The organism is Caulobacter sp. GW821-FHT11E11 (assembly GCF_058808315.1).
The window spans coordinates 684,813-702,910 of the sequence record NZ_JBXARO010000001.1; the positions used below are offsets into that span (position 1 = coordinate 684,813).

Below are 18,098 nucleotides of genomic sequence, written 5' to 3' on the forward strand. Positions count from 1 at the left end.
GTCTACCTCCCTCTGGCCATGCCTGCATTGGGCTTGGCTTTGAAAGGAGCGTGCGGTTCGCCAACTCGCGTAACAAGCTATCGGAATCGATAGGTGAGGCGCCGTTACAACCCCCGACTATAGGCCGAGCACCAGCTTGGCGATGATGTCGCGCTGGATCTCGTTGGAGCCGCCATAGATCGAGGCGGCGCGATTGTTGAGGTAGCGGGCCATGGTCGTCAGGCCGTGCTCGGGGCCGACGGGCGTCTCGTTCGAGCCGGCCTCGCGGGCGTTAGGCTGGTGCGGAGCGACGTAGGTCGCCAGCGCGTCGACGCCCAGTTCGTCCAGGCGCTGGAGCTGCTCGGAGCCCTGGAGTTTCAGGATCGACGAGGCGGGGCCGGGCTTGCCGCCGGTGGCGAGGGCGCTGAGCACACGCCGCTCGGTCATGTCGATGGCCAGGGCGTCGATCTCGGCTGTGGCCAAACGGCGACGATAGTGGGGGTCGTCGAGCAGCTCCTCGGCGTCGGCCATGCTTCGTAGCCGTTCCAGGCCGGCATGCAGCCCAGCCGCGTAGCCGCCGCCGCGTTCGAATTCCAGCAGGTGCTTGGCGACGGTCCAGCCCTGGTTCTCAGAGCCCAGGCGGTCGGCCATCGGCGTGCGGACGTCGTCGAAGAACACCTGGTTGACCTCGTGCTCGCCGGCCAGGGTGACGATCGGGTCGACGCGGATGCCGGGCCGGTCCATCTCGACGAGCAAGAAGGTGATGCCGGCCTGCGGCTTGCCTTCGGTCGAGGTGCGAACCAGGCAGAACATGTGGCTCGCCCAGTGGGCGTGGGTGGTCCAGATCTTGGAGCCGTTCAGGACGTAGTCGTCGCCGTCGGGAACTGCGCTCATCCTCAAGGACGCGAGATCCGACCCGGAGCCCGGCTCGGAATAGCCCTGGCACCAGTAGTCCTCGCCCGACAGGATGCGCGGCAGATAGCGGGTCTTCTGCTCGGGACTGCCGAACGCCATAATCGCCGGGGCGACCATCCGCAGGCCCATCGGCGCCAGGTTCGGGGCGCCGGCGCGGGCGCACTCGGCCTGGAAGACGTGGCGCTGGATGTCGGTCCAGCCGGGACCGCCATACTCGACCGGCCAGGTCGGGGCGACCCAACCCTTGGCGTGCAGGATGCGCTGCCAGGCCAGACTGTGGAGCTTGTCGCAGAAGACGCTGGTCATCCGCCGGCCCGCTTCCCGAAGTTCGGGCGTCAGCTTGGCGCCGAGAAAGGCGCGGACCTCGTCGCGAAAGGCCAGGTCGTCAGGCGACAGCTCCAGATCCACCCGCGTTTCCTTCCGTCCGGCATCGTCGGGGAAACTTGCGAAACGGCGGGGGCGGCGCGCAAGCTATCGGAACCGATAGGGAAGGCGGCTCCATGTTGACCAAGGTCGATGACGGCGAGCGCCTGGCGCGGGTCACGGTCCTGGCCGAGCGGGTGTCGGCCCTGGGCCGCGAGATCGGCCTGCCCTACGTCGCCGCCAGCGCCGACATCTCCAGCCCCGAGCCGATGCTGGGCCAGGACGGCAAGCCGCTGGCCGAGACGACCTTCGAATGGCTGGACAACGCCGTGCGCTACTGGCGCGACCGAGCCTTCGCCTTGCGGGCGCCGTTCATCCTGGCGGCGCGCTATTCGGCCGAACCGTTCTTCTATCACCAGGGCCGGTTCTCCAGCTGGAGACCGCTGCCGCGCCTGGAGGCGATCGAGGTGCGCGAGGCGGCCCAGGCCTTCGGCATCGAAGCCGCGATCATCGCGCCGACCTATCTGACGGGCGGGGTGATCGGGGCGGTGGTCTGGGCGGCTTCCGAGCCCGTGGCTGACCTGCCGGCGCTCTATGCGGCGCGGGCCGACGACCTGCACGGCGCGGCCCTGCGGCTGGTCTGCGCCTATCGCGACGGCCAGGACGACGACGCCCCGCCGGTGCGGCTGACCAAGCGCGAGGTCCAGTGCCTGAAGTGGGCGGCGGCCGGCAAGACCGACGCCGACATCGCCCAGATCATCGGCATCTCGGGCCCAACCGTGCGCTTCCACGTCCAGAACGCGGCGCTGAAGCTGCGGGTGGCCGGCAGAGCCCAGGCGATCCACCGTGCGGCGGGCCTGGGCTATATCGGGGCTGCGCCCTAGTAACAGCCGTCCAGGTGGAACCTGATCAGCGCCTTGGCTGAGCGGGCCACGGCCTTGACCGGACCACCGGCGCCCAGCGTCACGCGGGCCCCCGACGCGCCTTCCATCAGCAGCATCAGGGAGTCGGCCAGGTCGTCGTCCTTGGCGCCGGCGGCGCGGGTCAGGGCGTTGATCCGGCGGTACAGCTCTTTCTTGTAATTGACCGAGACCACCTGGGCCGGGTGGTTTTCCTCGTGCAGCTCGATGGCGGCGTTCGAGAGCGGACAACCCAGGACGTCGGCGTTGCAGGCCTTGGTCTCGAAGGCGTCGAAGATCGCTTCCAGCTGGGCGCGGGGTTCGGCGCAGCAGCAGGCCGTCACGCTTTCCCACCAGGCCCAGTACTCGCGCTCCTGCTCGCGCAGGACCTCGGCGACCAGCTCGTCCTTGGACGGGAAGTTCCGATACAGCGTCATCTTGGTGGCTTCGGCCTCGGACGCGATGGTCTCGACGCCGACGGCGCGGATGCCGTGCTGATAGAACAGCTCGCGGGCGGTCTCGAAGATCCGGTCCCGCGCGGGACGCTTGGACACGGGCGCTCCCGGGGTGACCCCCGCAGCGGTTTCCGTGTCGCCCCCGACAACGTCCCCAGAATTTCTTGTCGCCATTTTGGCAGTGCTCTCCTTGACGTGGGAGTTACCGGTCAGTATCTCTCCGCCATGGAGATGATACCGAACGGTCTCGTCACATCCTAAATCGGCCTTCCAGTCGCCCGGGTCAAGTAACAGCCGCTGCGACATTTCCTCTCTTAAACCCCAAAAATGGAGCGCGCGCCAATGCCACCGCAAACAAACGTTTACGACGACGCCCTCCAGGCCAAGAGCGCACCCCGTTCTGGCCAGGGTTTCCTGGGCTTCTTCAAGTCCAAGGCCGAGCCCGTCCGGGGCTGGTCCACGGTTCGGACCCTCGGCCACAGCACCCGACGCACCGCCCGGCGGCCCGTCTGGGAATGACAAGAATCTACCAAACCACCTCCCCGCTTCACCGTCCGACAGGGCTTTCCCCCATGCGTATTCAACCCGTCATCACGTCCTTCGCCGGCCTGGCCGCCGTGGCCGTGCTGGCCGCTTGCTCGGCCCAGGCCAAGCAGGAGGCCGCCGCCCCGCCGCCGGTGCAGGTCACCGTCGCCGAGGTCGCCTTCAAGTCCCTGCGCCAGTGGGACGACTTCACCGGCCGCCTCGAGCCGGTCGACACCGTCGAGATCCGTCCGCGCGTCGGCGGCTACATCGACGGCGCCCAGTTCGCCGAGGGCGCGCGCGTCTCCAAGGGCCAGGTGCTCTTCCAGATCGACCCGCGCCCGTACCAGGCCGAAGCCAATCGCGCCCAGGCCGAGGTGGCCCGCGCCAAGGCCCAGCTGGATCTCGCCGTCGTCAACCGCGAGCGCGGCCGTCGCCTGATCGAGCAGAACGCCCTGGCCCAGAGCGAATTTGATCGCCTGTCGGCCGAGGAAAAGGCGGCGCAGGCCAATCTGGCGGCCTCGCAAGCCGCCTACCAGACTGCCCGCCTGAACCTGGAATGGACCCGCGTGACCTCGCCGATCGACGGCCGGGTCTCCAAGACCATCATTACCCGCGGCAACCTGGTCACCCAGGCGTCCCTGCTCACGACCGTGGTGTCCGACACCCCGATCTACGCCGAGTTCAACGCCGACGAGCAGACCTTCCTGAAGTACGCCGCCGCTGAGCGCGGCAAGAACGGCCCAGTGTATATGGGCCTGATGACCGAGGACGGTTATCCGCACGTCGGCAAACTGTCCTTTATCGACAACGCCCTGGACGCCAAGAGCGGCACGATCAACGGCCGGGCGATCTTTGCCAATGCCGACGGTCGCTTCACGCCAGGCCTGTTCGCCCGCATCCGCCTGGTCAGCGCCGAGACGCAAGAGGTCGCTCTTGCGCCTGACCGCGCCATCGCGACGGACCTGGGCAAGCGCTACGTCGTGGTCATCAACAGCGCCAACAAGGCCGAGTACCGCACGGTCGAGGTCGGTCCGCTGGCCGGCAACCTGCGCATCATCCGCACCGGCCTGAAGCCGGGTGACCGGGTGGTCGTCGGCGGCCTGCAGAAGGTCAAGCCGGGCGACACCGTCGCTCCCGTCAAGGTCAAGACCGACCTGGCGGACCTGTCGCAGCTGGAAGCCGGCGGTCGCCCGATCGCCCAGGCCCCCCGGTCGACCGGCCAGAACTAACTGAAGCGTACGCCCGGCTCGCGTGTCTGAGCCGGGCGTCTTTTTCGGGTTCGAGTGGTTTCTGTCGCCCGCCATCAGGCGGGGAGGGGGCCCTTGCGCCCGACGCGTACCCGTATCCGCTCCTCCCCAAGGCGCTCCGCCATGAATTTCTCGAAGTTCTTCGTGAACCGACCGCGCTTCGCGGCCGTGCTCTCCATCATCATCTTCATCGCCGGCCTGGTTTCGTTGCCGAACCTGCCGATCAGCGAATATCCCGAGGTCGTGCCGCCCACCGTGGTGGTGCGCGCGGCCTATCCGGGCGCCAACCCGTCCGTCATCGGCGAGACGGTGGCCGCGCCCCTGGAACAGGCCATCAACGGCGTCGAGGGGATGATCTACCAGTCGTCCCAGTCGGCCTCCGACGGGGCCATGATCCTGACCGTCACCTTCGCGCTCGGCACTGACCTGGATAAGGCCCAGGTGCAGGTGCAGAACCGGGTGGCCCAGGCCCTGCCCAAGCTGCCGCAGGAGGTCCAGCGCATCGGCGTGACGACCAACAAGGCCTCGCCCGACCTGACCCTGGTCGTGCACATGATTTCGCCGAACAACCGCTACGACATGCTCTATCTGAGCAACTACGCGCAGCTGAACGTCCGCGACCGCCTGAAGCGGATCGACGGCGTCGGCGACGTGCAGATCTTCGGCGCGGGCGCTTACTCGATGCGCGTGTGGCTGGATCCTGAAAAGCTGGCCGCCCTGCAGATGACCGCCGGCGATGTCGTGCGGGCCCTGCGCGAGCAGAACGTCCAGGTCGCCGCCGGTCAGCTGGGCGCGCCGCCCAACGCCGGTTCGGGCGCCGAATTCCAGCTCTCGGTCAACGCCCCCGGGCGCCTGACGGACGAAGAGCAATTCCGCAATGTCATCGTCCGTTCGGGCGAGGACGGCCAGATCACCCGCCTGGGCGAAGTGGCCCGCGTGGAGCTGGGCGCCGACAACTACGCCCTGCGCTCGCTCCTGGACAACAAGTCCGCCGTCGCCGTGCCGGTGTTCCAGCGCCCGGGCTCCAACGCCCTGGAGATGGCCGCCAACGTCAAGAAGACGATGAAGGAGCTGAAGAAGGATTTCCCCGAGGGCGTCGACTACGAGATCATCTACGACACCACGGCCTTCGTGCAGGAAAGCATCGACTCGGTGATCCACACCCTGATCGAGGCGATCATTCTGGTCGTGCTGGTGGTGGTGCTGTTCCTGCAGGGCTGGCGCGCTTCGATCATTCCGCTGATCGCCGTGCCCGTCTCCCTGGTCGGCACCTTCGCCATCCTCCTGATGCTGGGCTTTGGCCTCAACGCCCTGACGCTGTTCGGCCTGGTTCTGGCCATCGGCATCGTCGTCGACGACGCCATCGTCGTGGTCGAGAACGTCGAGCGGAACATCAGCAACGGCCTCGAGCCCGCCGCGGCGACGCGAAAGGCCATGACCGAGGTCACCGGGCCGATCATCTCCACGGCCCTGGTGCTGTGCGCGGTGTTCATCCCGACCGCCTTCATCAGCGGCCTGTCGGGCCAGTTCTACCGTCAGTTCGCCCTGACCATCGCCATCTCGACGGTGATCTCGGCCATCAACTCCCTGACCCTGTCGCCGGCCCTGGCCGCGGTGCTCCTGAAGTCGCATGACGCGCCCAAGGATCGCTTTCAGAAGCTGATCGATGCCTCGCTGAGCTGGCTGTTCAACCCGTTCAACCGCTTCTTCGCCAAGGCCTCGAACGGCTATGTCGCCGGCGTCGCCAAGACCCTGGGCCGCTCCACCGCCGCCCTGGCCATCTATGGCGGCCTGCTGATCCTGACGGTGTTCGCCTTCTCGCGGACGCCGGGCGGCTTCGTGCCCCAGCAGGACAAGGCCTATGTCGTGGCGGTGGTCCAGCTGCCCGACGCGGCCTCGCTGGATCGCACCGAGGCGGTGATCAAGCAGATGGGCGACATCGCCATGAAGATGCCGGGCATCAAGCACTCGGTGGCCTTCCCCGGTCTGTCGGCCAACGGCTTCATCAACAGCCCCAATTCCGGCGCGGTGTTCTTCCCGCTGGACGACTTCAAGAACCGCAAGGGCCACGAGCTGTCGGCGCCCGCCATCGTGGGTGAGCTGAACCAGAAGTTCGCCGCCATTCCCGACGCCCAGATCGCGGTCTTCCCACCGCCGTCCGTGCAGGGGCTGGGCACCATCGGCGGCTTCCGGATGCAGATCGTCGACAAGGCGGGGATGGGTTCGCAGGAGCTGTACAACGCCACCCAGAACATCATCGCCAAGGCCCAGAAGGACCCGGCCCTGGCGGGGATCTTCTCCAGCTACCAGGTCAGCGTTCCGAAGATCCAGGCCGACATCGACCGTGAAAAGGCCCGGGCCCAGGGCGTGTCCCTGACCGACCTGTTCGAGACGATGCAAGTCTATCTGGGCTCGCTTTATGTCAACGACTTCAACCGCTTCGGCCACACCTACCAGGTCAACGTCCAGGCCGATCAGAGCTTCCGCCTGCAACCCGAGCAGATGCTGCGCCTGCAGACCCGCAACGGCCAAGGCCAGATGATCCCGCTGGGCGCCTTCGTCTCCTTCAAGGAAGCGACCGGTCCCGACCGCGAGAGCCACTACAACGGCTACCTGACCGCCGAGATCAACGGCGGCCCGGCGCCCGGCTACTCGACCGGCCAGGCCCAGAAGGCCCTGGAGGACATCATCAAGTCCGAGCTGCCCAACGGCATGGGCTACGAGTGGACCGAGCTGACCTACCAGCAGATCCTGGCGGGCAACACGGCGATCTTCATCTTCCCGCTGTGCGTGCTGCTGGCCTTCCTGGTGCTGGTCGCCCAGTACGAAAGCTGGAGCCTGCCGCTGGTCGTCATCCTGATCGTCCCGATGACCTTGCTGTCGGCCCTGGCCGGCGTGTGGATCAGCAAGGGCGACAACAACATCTTCACCCAGATCGGCCTGATCGTGCTGGTGGGGCTGGCGTGTAAGAACGCCATCCTGATCGTGGAGTTCGCCAAGGAACGCGAGGAGCATGGCGACAGCCCGCTCCAGGCGGTCCTGGAGGCCTGCCGCCTGCGCCTGCGTCCGATCCTGATGACCTCGATCGCCTTCATCATGGGGGTCTACCCCCTGGTGGTGTCGCACGGGGCCGGGGCCGAGATGCGCCGCGCCATGGGCGTGGCGGTGTTCTCGGGGATGCTGGGCGTGACCCTGTTCGGCCTGATCCTGACGCCTGTCTTCTACTACGTCATCCGTCGCTCCACGGCCCGCAAGGCCGCGAAGAAGGCGGCGCTGACCTCGCCCGTGGAGGCGCACTAAATGTCTGTCCTCGCTAACACCTTGCGCGCCGCGCTGATCGCCGGCGTCTCCCTGACGGCCGCCGCCTGCGCGGTGGGGCCCAACTACAAGGCGCCGGCGACCCCGCCGGCGGCCTTCCAGAACGCCGACCCGGCCGTCTTCACCGCCGCCAATCCGGAAGCCGAATGGTGGAAGGCCTTTGGCGATCCGGTGCTGGACCAGCTGGTCGGCCAGGCCCTCTCCGCCAACCTCGACCTGAAGATTGCCGTCGCCCGCGTCGGCGAGGCCCGGGCCCTGTTCTCCGAACAGAAGCTCGACCTCCTGCCGCATGTCACGGCCGACGGGACCTATACCAAGAGCAAGCAGCAACAGCCGGGCTTCACCACCCAGCGGGTCGAGAACCAGAGCTACCAGGCCGGCTTCGACGCCGGGTGGGAGATCGATCTGTTCGGGCGTGTGCGTCGCGGCGTTGAGGCGGCGGGTGCGGAAACCGGCGCGGCTCAGGCCGAACTGCGCGACGCCCAGGTCACGGTCGCGGCCGAGGTCGCCCGCAACTATCTCGAACTGCGCGGCGCCCAGGCTCGCCTGAAGGTCGCCAACCGCAACCTCGAGACCCAGCGCGAGACCGTCCGCCTGACAAAGGTGCGGTTCGACGCCGGGGCCGGCAGCCCGATCGACGTGGCCTCGGCCCAGGCGCGCCTGAACGCCACCGAGGCGGCGATCCCCGGCCTGATCACGGCCGAGAAGCGCGCCAACTACCGCCTGGCCGTGCTGACCGGCCAGCGCCCCGGCGCGCTGGACGCCCTGCTGGTCCCGCAGGCGGAGGACACCCGTCCGCTGATCACGGCCCTGCCGATCGGCCAGGCCGGAGAGTTGCTGCGTCGCCGTCCGGACGTGCAGGCGGCCGAGCGTCGCCTGGCGGCCTCGACCGCTCGGGTGGGGGTGGCCACGGCCGACCTCTTCCCGCGTGTCTCGGTGACGGGCTTCGTCGGTTTCCTGTCGGGGACCTCGGCGGGCTTCGGCAACGCCGCCAGCCAGGCCTGGTCGGTGGCCCCCAGCGTCAGCTGGCCGGCGCTCGACCTGGGCAGCGCCCATGCTCGCCTGCGGGCGGCCAAGGCGCGCGACGAGGCGGCCCTGGCCAATTACGACCAGACGGTGCTGCGCGCGCTCGAGGACCTGGAGAACGCTCTGGTCTCCTACAGCCAGCAGCAGGCCCAGCTGAAGAGCCTGACCGACCAGGCGGCCGCCTCGCGCCGCGCGGCCGAGCTGGCCCGGATCCAGTACAAGGAAGGCGGCATCGACTTCCTGGTGCTGCTGGACGCCGAACGCACCCTGCTGGCCGCCGAGGACGCTCTCAGCGTCGCCGAGACCGGCGTCAACACCGACGTCGTAGCCATCTACAAGGCCCTGGGCGGCGGCTGGAAGGCCTAAGGCCCACGTGATCCCGGCCGCCTCGGCGGCCGGGTTTCATTTATTTTGACGGCCAAGCTTGCATCGTACAGCAAATTCAATACTCATGGCGCCTGCAATGCCGGAGGTTGAGTTATGGCCACGCTTCAAGTTCTCGAGACCGCCTATGCGGACGTCTCCCGCATCAAGTTCTCCAGCATCTCGACGGCGGATCTCGCCAAGCTGCAGACCCTGGCCGACCAGGTCGACGCCGCGACGCTGAGCCTGACCGACGCCCGCGCCGAGATCGGCAGAATGGTCGCGACCTCGACCTCGGTGGCGACGCTGTCCTACGCCTTCTTCGCCGGCTACACGCCCAAGCAGGCCGGGCTGGACTATCTGGTCTCGCCGACCGGCGGCAACGCCAACAACCTGAACTCGGCCTATTATCAGAGCTTCAATTCCGACAACCGCTTCATCAATTTCGCGGTCAATCTCGGCAAGAACGGCGAGGGCGCGGCCCGGTTCTCGGCGGCCTATGGCGCGCTCAGCCTGAGCGAGGCCACGGCCAAGGCCTATGCCGAGATCTTCGGCTTCACGCCGAGCGCGGCCAAGGTCGACGAGCTGCTGAACAGCCAGGTGCCCAACGGCCTGGGCGGGACCTACACCCGCGCCGAGTACTTCGCCGCGTATGGCGGTGACGGCGCCGGCGGCATTGGCGCCAAGGCCGCCATGGTCGGCTGGCTGCTCTCGGCGGCGGCCAAGGAAGACATCGGCTCGTACGCCAAGGCCAATGACGCCTTCCTGGCCGACCTCGCCAACGACGGCCAGGCGGTGTTCTTCACCGACCTGCTGGGGACCTACGGCCAGCAGCCGACCTTCGCGGCTGGAGCGACCATCGCGGTGACCGCCAACCAGAGCGTGGCGCCCGACGCGGCGACGCCCGCCCTGCGCTCGACGGCCAACAACGACACCATCACCGGGAGCGATCTCACCGGTTCGGTCGCCGCCGGCGGCGGCCATGACACGGTGACCTTCTCGGGCACGGTCGGCGGCTATATCGATGGCGGCGACGGCAACGACACGATCACCGTCGCCCAACTGAACGCCGCGGTCGACGTCCTGGGCGGCGCGCCGAACGGCAAGATCAGCGGCGGGGCGGGCAACGACCTGATCACGGTCACCAAGATGATCAACGGCGCGGTCGTCGACGGCGGCGTGGGCGACGACACCCTGGTGATGGGCTCGGAAGATACCGCCGTCGACAAGATCAAGGTGACCAATGTCGAGCACCTGGTGCTCGAGAACTTCAAGCCGTCCTACACGGTGCCCGCGGGCACGTTCACGCCCCCGCTCGTCGTCTCCGGCTATACCGGCCTGCAGGACGTCACCCTGCGCGCATCGTCGACCTCGGTGCGGCTCGACAACGTCAACTGGGGCGTGGCGCTGAAGATGGACGGCGTCAGCGGCGGGGCGTTCACGGCCAACTACCAGACCGACCTGATATTCAGCGGGTCGTCCTCTCAGTCGGTCGGGGCCAGCTCCGTCCACGCTTATCTGAACGGCGTGACCAGCAGCAACGCCACGCCGACCAACCTGTATGTCAGCAACAACGACGGGCCGCTGATCCTGCACGTGCAGAGCGACAGCGTGCTGAAGAACGTCAACTCGATGAACGTCCGTGGCCTCGATGGCCAGATCGTCGTCACGGGGACGGGCCGGCTGACCGTCGGCTTCCTCGGCAACTTCGCGAACGGCTCCTTCTTCGAGACGCACAGCCTGGACGCCTCCGCGTCGGCGGGCGTCGATATCACCGCCATCGGTCCGGGTGGCACGGACGGCCGCGCCACCACCGTCGTGCTGTCCGGCTACAACGACAGCGTCGCCGCCTATCTGCGCGGCGCGGCCGTGTCGACCTACACCCTGGGCGGCGGCTCCGACACCTTCAAGATCTACCAGGACGGCTTCGCCTCGCCGGGCTTCTCGAACTTGGGCATCACGGACGGCAAGGTGACGACCTATGCCACCATCACCGACTTCGCCAAGGGCGTGGATCATATCGACTTGGGCGTGGTGATCCCGTCCGTGGTCACCGGCCTCAGCGCCGGTTCGGCCACGACCTTGGAACAGGCCCTGATCAACGTCTCGACCCTGGTGGCGCCCAACGCCACGGGCGTGTTCGAGTTCAACGGCGACACCTACATCTACCACCAGGACGCCACGGTCGGGGCCAACAGCGGCGACGGCCTGATCCGCCTGGTCGGGGTGACGGGGTTGACGGTCGGGAACGCCTCCGCCAGCGTCGACATCCATTACGGCTGACGACCTTTCGGCGAGTGCGGCGGTCTGTCGCATGGAGGGCGATGTCACCGGTTGCTGCGGTGAGATTTCCCTCCGAAATGCCGGCTTATCGACGATTAATCGGCGGTGCGACAGGGTTAAGGGAATTTCGTTTCCGGGGTCTGCCTAAGTTCTGGGCAGGCCGCGAAAAGCCCGCGAACAGGGCCTCCTACGCCCGGTTGCGGTGAAGGTTTTGGTTAACGATCGGCGGGTTTCTTCGCGATGAAGCGGGGACCTTCCGATGACCTTGACCATCAAGACGAGACTGCTCAGCTGCCTGGCGGCCCTGGGCGTGGGCATGGCCGCGATCGGCCTGGCGGGCTTTGTCGCCAATAGCGTCGCCAACCAGCGCATGCAGTCGGTGATCACCGACCGCGTCGAGCCGATGCAACAGCTGAAGGCCGTCAGCGACATGTACGCGGTCAATATCGTCGACAGCGCCCACAAGGCGCGGTCGGGCGAACTGCCGATGGCCAAGGCCGCCGAGAACGTCGCGGCCGCCAAGTCGACGATCGCCGAGAACTGGAAGGTCTACGCGGCCACCCAGATGACCGACGAGGAGAAGGCGCTGGCAGACCAGGTCACCGCCGCCATGCCGGCCGCCGACGCCACGGTCGAGACCCTGCAAGGCTTGCTCAAGTCCGGCGATACCGCTGCGCTGCAGGCCTTCGTCGACGGAAAGCTCTATCCGACCATCGATCCCGTCACCGCCAATGTCGGCGCCCTGGTGGACCTGCAGACGCGGGTCGCTCACGAGGATGGTGTCGCCGCCAAGACGGCGGGCAATATCGCCACCGGCGTGATGGCCGTCATCGCCCTGGCCGCGGCGGGCCTGATGGCCTTCGCCACCCATGTGGTGATCGCCAAGGTCAGCGCGCCCTTGCAGGCCATGACCGCCGCCATGCGCCGCCTGGCCGGCGGCGACAACGACATCACGGTGCCGGCCGTGGGCCAGAAGGACGAGCTGGGCCAGATGGCCGGCGCGGTCCAGGTGTTCAAGGAAAACGCCATCGCCAAGCTGCGCGCCGACGCCGAGGTTGCCGCCGCCAAGGAACGTTCGGAAGCCGAGCGCCAGGCCGTTGCGGCCAAGGCCATCGCCGAGCAGCAGCAACTGGTGGTCCAATCCTTCGGGGTCGGCCTGTCGCATCTGGCCCAGGGCGACCTGACCTATCGCGTCAACGACGCCCTGCCGGTCGAGTACGAGAAGCTGCGCGCCGACTTCAACGGCGCGGTGGGCAAGCTGCAGGACGCCATGACGGTGATCGTCGGCAACGCCGACGGCATCCGCGCCGGCAGCCGCGAGATCACCAACGCCTCCGACGACATGGCCCGCCGCACCGAGCAGCAGGCCGCCAGTCTGGAAGAGACCGCCGCGGCGCTGGAAGAGATCACCGCCACAGTCAAGCGCACCGCCGACGGCGCCAAGGAAGCCCGCCGCGTGGTCGGGGCGGCCAAGTCCGACGCCGAGAACGGCGGCCAGGTCGTGGCCACCGCGGTCGAGGCCATGGGCGAGATCGAGAAGTCCTCGGCCCAGATCGGCAACATCATCGGCGTGATCGACGAGATCGCCTTCCAGACCAATCTGCTGGCCCTGAACGCGGGTGTCGAAGCCGCGCGTGCAGGGGAGGCGGGCCGTGGCTTCGCGGTCGTCGCCCAGGAAGTGCGGGCTCTCGCCCAGCGCTCGGCCGAAGCGGCCAAGGAGATCAAGGCCCTGATCACCGCCTCGACCGAGCAGGTCGACGCCGGCGTCGAGCTGGTCGGCAAGACCGGCGAGGCCCTGACGCGGATCGTGACCCAGGTCGCCCAGATCAACAGCGTGGTCGCCGAGATCGCCGCCTCGGCCCAGGAGCAGGCCACGGGCCTGGAACAGGTCAACAGCGCCGTCAGCCAGATGGACCAGGCCACCCAGCAGAACGCCGCCATGGTCGAGGAGAGCACGGCCGCCAGCCACGCCCTCTCGCGCGAGGCCGACAACCTGACCCAACTGATGGGCCAGTTCAGCGTCGGGCAGCAGACGCGTTCGCGGCCTGGCGCCCGCGCCGCCTAGAACCAGCCGGCGTCGCGCAAGGCCTTCGAGTAGGCGCGGCTGACGGGGGCGAGGGCGCCGCCCTTCAGCCGCAGGATCGCCCGGCCGTCGCCGCGTCGGGCGTCCTCGACGGCGTCCTTGGCGACCCACCACGAGCGGTGGGTCTGAGCGCCCTCGATGCCTTCCAGCTCGGCCACGGCGTCGGACAGCCGCATCAGGATCAGGTCCTGGCCGCGCGAGGTATGCAGGCGCAGATAGTGGTCCTCGGCCTCGACGGCCCACAGCTCGCCGCCACGCAGCTTGGCAGGCAGGCGATCCAGGAACCGCGGCGCGGGCGCGCCAGCCTGGGCGGCGTGGGTCTCGGGCGGAGTGCGCTGGACCAGGAAGTTCAGGGCCGTCATCGCCACCGTGACGATGAACACCGGCAGCAGGTAGGTCATCCCACCGCTGGGCCTCAGGTGGCCATAGAAGGTCAGGTCGCTGACCAGCCAGACGACGCCGGTGAAGGGCAGGGTGACCCCGATCACGGTCAGGGCGCCGTATCGCCAGGGCTTCTCGTCCGCCCGTCCATCGCGGCCGATCGTGTGGCTGACGGCGGTGCCGACGATCGCGCCGGTGAAGCACAGGCCCGCCCAGTAGGCGACCCGGATCCCGAACGGCACCTCGTCCGTGCCGAACGCGCCCAGCAGCGCCAGGAACACCCCGGCCGCCGCCGACACCGCGAAACCGCGCAGGCTCTCCTTGGCGGTCATGACCGTTCGCGAAGCGTGAACGGCGTCGGCAAACCGTTGGCGAAACGAAGCCGGCGACTGGCGCAACGTCGATTGAGGCACAGGCCCGCCCACTCCACTCAGGTTCCCGACGGCGAGGCGCTCTGGCCCGCCACGATCGGGAGTGAAGGCAGATGGCCGCGCACGGCAAGTCAATTTCGCAAGCAGCGGGTGTCCGCAACGCCGCCCTGGGCGTCGGCGCCGCTATCGTCATCGCCGCCGTCGTTTCGCTGAAGCCGCACGCGCCGGACGTCTCGCTCATCGTCGCCGCGCCGACGATCATCCAGGTCCACCTGACCGCCGCCCTGACGGCCCTGGCCATCGGCATCGTGCTGATGATGCGGGTGAAGGGGACCAACCTGCACAAGGTCCTCGGCTGGACCTGGGTGATCGCCATGGGGATCACGGCGGTCAGCTCGCTGTTCATCCGCGGCATCAACCACGGCCACTTCAGCTTCATCCACCTGCTGTCGGGCTGGACGATCGTGGCCTTGCCCGGCGCGGTCTACGCCATCCGGCGCGGCAAGGTCTCCGCCCACCGCCGCGCCATGACCGCGATGTTCGTCGGCGGGCTGCTGCTGGCGGGCCTTTTCACCTTCATCCCGGGCCGCCTGATGTGGTCGGTCTTTCTGGGTTGATAAAACGCCGGTCTTGCCAGCGCCGCTGCGTTGCGCCTATCCGAGGACGGAGCGCAATTCAGGGCGGACCTCACTTCATGACCGCAGCCAAGCCCTCAACCAAGTCCGGCGCCCGCGCCGGCGGGCGGGGCCGACCGTCCAAGGCCAAGGGCCTGGACCTGAAGGAAACCATCCTCGATGCGGCCGAGGGGCTGTTCGCGCGCCACGGCTTCCACGGGGTCACGACCCGCCAGGTGGCGGCCGAGGCCGGCGTCGACACCGCCCTGATCCACTACTATTTCGGCGCCAAGCGCGAGCTGTTCGATGCGGTGTTCCTGCGCCGGGCCGAGATCCTGAACCAGGCCCGCGAGGCGTCGATGAACGCCTATGTGAAGGCCCACGACGCGGCGACCATGACGGTCGAGGGCGTGATCGAAGCCTTCATCGATCCGCTGCTGCGCATCTCCCAGGACGGCGGCGCGGGCTGGAAAAGCTACTTCGCCCTGGTCGCCCAGGTGAACAACACGCCGGCCTGGGGCGGCGAGACCATGGCTCGGTTCTTCGACCCGGTGGTCCACCAGCTGGTCGAGACGCTGAAGGCCCTGCGTCCCCACGCCGAGTATCGCGACCTCTACTGGTGCTACCAGTTCCTGACCGGATCGATGATGCTGTCGCTGTCCGAGACCGGACGGATCGACTCGCTGTCGGAAGGCGAGTGCCATTCCAGCGACCTGGAGGCGGTCCGCCAGCGCCTGTTCTCGTATTGCGCGGCCGGCTTCGAGTCCGTCATCGCCAAGGCCGGCAAGGCCTGATCCCTACCCAGAAGATCCGTCCCCGACCCTTTTTCATCACCTGATGAAAAAATGCTGGCGTCCGTCATCGGTTCGGGTGATGGTGCTTGCAATTCGCTGTTCGATGAATTGGCGAGGGTCCCAGCACGCGTCCGCACAAGACGGATCCGGCTCGGGAAGGGCGGAACGCAAGGGAGGGGAAACCCATGACTTCGATGTGGAAGGCTGCGCTGCTGGCTGGCGCGGCATGGAGCACGATCGCTGGTGTCGCGGCGGCGCAGGAAGCGCCGGCTGGTGAAAACACCGCGAGCGTCGAGGAGGTGGTCGTCACCGCCCGTCGTCGCGAGGAAAGCCTCAAGGACGTCCCGGTCGCCGTCTCGGCCTTCTCGGCCGAGAAGCTGGAGCGCTCGGGCGGCACGGACATCACCGTCCTGTCCCAGACCACCCCGAACATCACGGTGCAGACCGCCCGCGGTTCGAACTCGACCCTGATCAGCTACATCCGCGGCGTGGGCCAGCAGGATCCGCTGTGGGGCTACGAGCCCGGCGTCGGCCTGTATGTCGACGACATCTACATCTACCGCCCGCAAGGCGCGGTGCTGGACATCTTCGACATCGAGCGCATCGAAGTGCTGCGCGGCCCGCAGGGCACGCTGTACGGCCGCAACACCATCGGCGGCGCCATCAAGTACGTGACCAAGAAGCTGGGCGACGAAGCCGGCGGCAAGATCCGCGGCACCTATGGCAGCTACAACCAGACCGACCTGCTGGTCTCGGGCCAGACGCCGGTCGGCGGCGGCCTGTCGGTGGGCGGCTCGTACGCCCTCTACAAGCGCGACGGCTACGGCAAGAACCTGACCACCGGGGCCGAGCACTACAACAAGGACGTCGAGGCCTATCGCCTGAGCGCCGAGTGGAAGCCGACCGAAGACCTGTTCTTCCGCCTGGCCTATGACCACGTCACCGACGACTCGAACCCGCGCCACGGTCACCGCGAGACCCTGCCGACGGTCGGGACCTATCCGATCCTCGACATCTACGACACCAAGGCGGGCCTGGGCGACAAGAACCACGTGACGACCAAGGGCCTGTCGCTGACCGGTGAGTACAACGTCACCGACGCGATCACGCTGAAGTCGATCACCGCCAGCCGCAAGGGCCACACCCAGACCCTGATCGACTTCGACGGCACCCCGCTGCCGACGCTGGACGTGCCGGCCACCTATGACGACAACTCGTTCTCGCAGGAACTGCAGGCGGTCTATGCGGACGACAACGTCCAGGGCGTCTTTGGCCTGTACTACATGAACAGCCAGGCCTCGGGCGAGTTCGACACCATCGCCGGCAACCTGGGCGTCTCGATCGCCGACGGCGGCAAGGTCAACACCCAGAGCTTCGCGGCGTTCTTCGACTTCAGCGCCAACCTGACCGACCGCTTCAAGGTCTCGCTGGGCGCCCGGGCCACGCGCGACTCCAAGCGCGCCAGCGTGTTCCGCTTCTTCTATCTGGGCGCGACGCCGTCGCCGTATCAGGGCGGGACCAACCGTCCGATCCTGCAGGTGCGCACCAACTACAATGCGCAGAAGACCTTCTCGCAGTTCACCCCGCGGATCTCGGCCTCGTACGAGCTGTCGGATGACCTGACGACCTACGCCTCGTTCTCGAAGGGCTACAAGTCGGGCGGCTGGGACATGCGCGGCGACGCCTTCATCACCCCGCAGACCACGCAGGGCTACAAGCCGGAAGTCGTGAAGACCTATGAAGCCGGCCTGAAGGGCTTCGTCTTGGATCGCAAGGTCTCGTTCTCGTCGGCGGTCTTCCTGTCGAAGTACACGGACCAGCAGGTCACCACCCAGGTCGTGGTGCCCTCGGGCATCGCCAGCTCGGTCGACAACGCCGGCGCGTCCACCCTGTACGGCGCCGAGTTCGAGGCCAATGCGCGCCTCAGCCAAAGCCTCTCGGCCAATGTCGCGCTGGGCTATATCCACGCCAAGTACGACACCTTCAGCCGCTTCGTGCCGGCCGGCGCGCCCAACCCGCTGAACCCGTCGACCACCCTGGCCACCGGTCAGGTGATCAACGTCGCCGACCTGTACGGTTTCCAGAACACCCCGGAATGGACGGGCAATGTCAGCCTGACCTGGCGCGGTGAGCTGGCCGGCGGCAATCTGGCCATCACCCCGATGGTCAGCTACCGCGACAGCTATCAGCAGTTCGAGCAGCCGCTGCCTGCCCTGGACCAGAAGGCCTTCACCCTGGTGGACCTGACGGCGATCTGGACCGCCCCGGGCGGCCACTACAAGCTGGCCCTGACCGGCAAGAACCTGACGAACGAGAAGTACCGCACCGGCGGCTACAACTTCGCCGGGGCCACCTACAACAACTCGGTGATCGGCTTCTACGGCCCGCCGCGCACCGTGGCCGCCTCGGTCGAGCTGGCTTTCTAAATTATCTAGGCGACGTGCTAGGGCGGGGCTTGCTGCAACAGGCCCCGCCCTTTCTT

12 protein-coding genes and 2 pseudogenes are annotated in these 18,098 nt (G+C 67.6%); 11 read left to right on the forward strand and 3 right to left on the reverse strand.

Translation table 11 applies throughout. From position 1 onward, the window contains the following. Positions 1 to 117 precede the first annotated feature (117 nt). On the reverse strand, positions 118 to 1,302 hold the full coding sequence (locus AC1RR5_RS03495; protein ID WP_492919696.1) for an acyl-CoA dehydrogenase family protein: 1,185 nt from the start codon (positions 1,300 to 1,302) through the stop codon (positions 118 to 120). Positions 1,303 to 1,394: 92 nt separating this feature from the next. On the opposite strand from AC1RR5_RS03495, the gene AC1RR5_RS03500 reads away from it, so the two are divergent. Further along, positions 1,395 to 2,141 (forward strand): helix-turn-helix transcriptional regulator, encoded by a 747-nt coding sequence (locus AC1RR5_RS03500; protein ID WP_454718127.1) that lies wholly within the window; start codon positions 1,395 to 1,397, stop codon positions 2,139 to 2,141. Here the strand turns inward: AC1RR5_RS03500 and AC1RR5_RS03505 are convergent. After that, entirely contained in the window at positions 2,138 to 2,785 is a 648-nt protein-coding gene (locus tag AC1RR5_RS03505) for a TetR/AcrR family transcriptional regulator (RefSeq protein WP_492919697.1), read from the reverse strand. The genes AC1RR5_RS03500 and AC1RR5_RS03505 overlap by 4 nt on opposite strands. Positions 2,786 to 2,953: 168 nt before the next feature. On the opposite strand from AC1RR5_RS03505, the gene AC1RR5_RS03510 reads away from it, so the two are divergent. The 7 genes and pseudogenes from AC1RR5_RS03510 to AC1RR5_RS03540 form a co-directional block, all read left to right on the forward strand. Then, a complete protein-coding gene (locus AC1RR5_RS03510) occupies positions 2,954 to 3,130 on the forward strand; it encodes a hypothetical protein (RefSeq protein WP_492919698.1) in 177 nt (58 codons plus the stop codon). A gap of 53 nt (positions 3,131 to 3,183) precedes the next feature. Beyond that, complete coding sequence (locus AC1RR5_RS03515) at positions 3,184 to 4,365, forward strand: efflux RND transporter periplasmic adaptor subunit (protein ID WP_492919699.1); 1,182 nt, start codon at positions 3,184 to 3,186, stop codon at positions 4,363 to 4,365. Between the two features lie 141 nt (positions 4,366 to 4,506). Further along, positions 4,507 to 7,683, forward strand: a complete 3,177-nt coding sequence (locus AC1RR5_RS03520) for an efflux RND transporter permease subunit (protein ID WP_492919700.1) — start codon at positions 4,507 to 4,509, stop codon at positions 7,681 to 7,683. Beyond that, positions 7,684 to 9,093, forward strand: coding sequence for an efflux transporter outer membrane subunit (locus tag AC1RR5_RS03525; protein ID WP_492919701.1), 1,410 nt, complete (start codon positions 7,684 to 7,686; stop codon positions 9,091 to 9,093). 114 nt (positions 9,094 to 9,207) lie between these two features. Then, on the forward strand, positions 9,208 to 11,373 hold the full coding sequence (locus AC1RR5_RS03530) for a hypothetical protein (protein ID WP_492919702.1): 2,166 nt from the start codon (positions 9,208 to 9,210) through the stop codon (positions 11,371 to 11,373). A 259-nt stretch (positions 11,374 to 11,632) separates the two neighbouring features. Then, positions 11,633 to 12,337 (forward strand): annotated as a pseudogene (locus AC1RR5_RS03535) (Tar ligand binding domain-containing protein); the annotation flags it as partial. A gap of 441 nt (positions 12,338 to 12,778) precedes the next feature. After that, positions 12,779 to 13,429, forward strand: a pseudogene (locus AC1RR5_RS03540) (methyl-accepting chemotaxis protein); the annotation flags it as partial. Positions 13,430 to 13,434: 5 nt separating this feature from the next. Here the strand turns inward: AC1RR5_RS03540 and AC1RR5_RS03545 are convergent. Next, positions 13,435 to 14,262, reverse strand: coding sequence for a LytTR family DNA-binding domain-containing protein (locus AC1RR5_RS03545; protein ID WP_492919703.1), 828 nt, complete (start codon positions 14,260 to 14,262; stop codon positions 13,435 to 13,437). A 59-nt stretch (positions 14,263 to 14,321) separates the two neighbouring features. Between AC1RR5_RS03545 and AC1RR5_RS03550 the strand changes: the two genes are divergently transcribed. From AC1RR5_RS03550 to AC1RR5_RS03560, 3 genes are all read left to right on the forward strand, one after another. Next, positions 14,322 to 14,825, forward strand: coding sequence for a DUF2306 domain-containing protein (locus tag AC1RR5_RS03550; RefSeq protein ID WP_492919704.1), 504 nt, complete (start codon positions 14,322 to 14,324; stop codon positions 14,823 to 14,825). Positions 14,826 to 14,902: 77 nt separating this feature from the next. After that, positions 14,903 to 15,616, forward strand: coding sequence for a TetR/AcrR family transcriptional regulator (locus AC1RR5_RS03555; protein WP_492919705.1), 714 nt, complete (start codon positions 14,903 to 14,905; stop codon positions 15,614 to 15,616). Between the two features lie 185 nt (positions 15,617 to 15,801). Beyond that, positions 15,802 to 18,042: a TonB-dependent receptor gene (locus tag AC1RR5_RS03560; RefSeq protein WP_492919706.1), complete on the forward strand. Its 2,241-nt coding sequence runs from the start codon at positions 15,802 to 15,804 to the stop codon at positions 18,040 to 18,042. Positions 18,043 to 18,098 lie beyond the last annotated feature (56 nt).